Here is a 1721-nt window from a genome sequence, read left to right on the forward strand (position 1 = left end):
AGCTGGCGGTGTCCAGAAATACTGTCATCGGGGCATATAGCCAGCTGATAGCTGAGGGCTATCTGCAGTCCCTCCATGGTTCAGGGACAATGGTGGCAGAGGGACTTTGCAATGAGGAAATTGCAGAGGAAATTTCCCGTCATGCTTCCGGCAGGCAAAAAAATGCGGCCGTGTACAGCCGGGGGCAGGCGGAGGCAAAAAATACCGCGGCTGTATATAGTCGGGGACAGGCGGAGACAAAAAATACCGCGGCTGTGTGTAGCCGGGGACAGGCGGAGGCAAAAAATACCGCGGCTTCTGTTGCTGACATGCAGGCAGAAAAAATAATTGATTTTTGTACCGGGATACCGGCGCTGGAATATTTTCCCGGCAGGGAATGGGGCAGGCTGTATCGGGAGGTATGTGATACAATTCCCGCGGCGGCGTATGGCTATGGTGAAACCTTCGGTGTGGGCGAGCTGAGAGAAAGTATTGCAGAGTACATGTACAGGCTGAGGGGGATAGACTGCCCTGCTGAACGCATCATGATTACGACAGGGGCAACACAGGGGCTTTCCCTTATTTCAGGGGCATTGGGCAGTGATGGGAAAAAGGTTTTGCTGGAGGAACCCACCCATAAGGGCTTGCGTGAGGTAATCCGCATGACTGGCTGTCAGGTAGAGGGGATAACGGTGGATGGCCATGGCATGTGCACCGGCAGACTGCCGGATGGTTGGGAGATTGCATTTATTTATGTGACGCCATCCCATCAGTATCCCTTGGGAAGTGTGATGTCCATTGCCAGGCGTCTGGAGCTTATTCGCTACGCGGAGCGGCATGACTGCTACATTGTGGAGGATGATTATGATGGCGAGTTCCGCTACGAGGGGCAGCCGGTCAGCTCCCTTTATGAGCTGAAGCCGGAGCGCGTCATATATCTTGGTTCCTTCAGCAAAATTCTGGCCCCTGCCCTGCGCCTTGGCTTTATGATGCTGCCACAGCAGTTGATGGACAGGTGTGCAAAAATAAAAATGTATTCCGACGTGAATACTGATGTGCTGGGGCAATATGTGCTTAATCTGTTTATCAGGCGCGGTGGATTTGCCCGGCATATCTGGAAAATGAAAAAGCTGTATAGCCGCAAAAGAAAATTATTGCTCAGGGAATTATCAGCCAGCTTTCCTGACGGTTTTTCGGTGCTGGGACATGCCACCGGCCTGCATGTGGTAATTAAATTCCACGCAATCACTTTTGATAGCAATACGGAAATGGCATTGCGGCAAAGGGGTGTGGGCATCCACAGGCTGGAGCAATTCTATCTGGACGGGAACGGGTCAGGCAGGCACGAGATTATTATGGGCTACGCCCACTTGTCTGATGAGGATATTATTAGGGGCGTACAGGCTCTGAGGGATTATTTTTCGGCCTGATGCTATAAAATTTTTGCAAAAAATCGTCATGGTATAAATTCCTGCAAAAAAATCGCCGCGCCGGTGTCTGCCCGGCTGACGGCGATTTTGCTGTTTGCTGTAGTTTATACTTGTCGTTTATCTCTATATCAAAATTATGCGTCCTGCGGCAAATACTTGAAGAACCAAAAGCTACAGTTTATCTTTATAGCAAGGCCAGGCGTCCTGCGGCCTGGCTTTATTTGGCTATTTCAGCTCCTTTATGGTTGCGGCAATGCTTTTTGCGGCATGCCGCAGTTCGTCCTCCGTATGGGTCGCCATGAGGGCGGCCCG

At 51.2% G+C, this 1721-nt stretch carries 1 protein-coding gene; it reads left to right on the forward strand.

Translation table 11 applies throughout. The annotated features are described in order from the left end of the window. The coding region (locus ACI3UA_RS03430) for a PLP-dependent aminotransferase family protein (protein WP_439723429.1) at positions 1 to 1409 on the forward strand (1409 nt) is incomplete at its 5' end. Positions 1410 to 1721: the final 312 nt, after the last annotated feature.

Origin of the sequence: Anaerovibrio sp. (assembly GCF_051866355.1) — a bacterium.
Taxonomy (GTDB): domain Bacteria; phylum Bacillota; class Negativicutes; order Selenomonadales; family Selenomonadaceae; genus Anaerovibrio.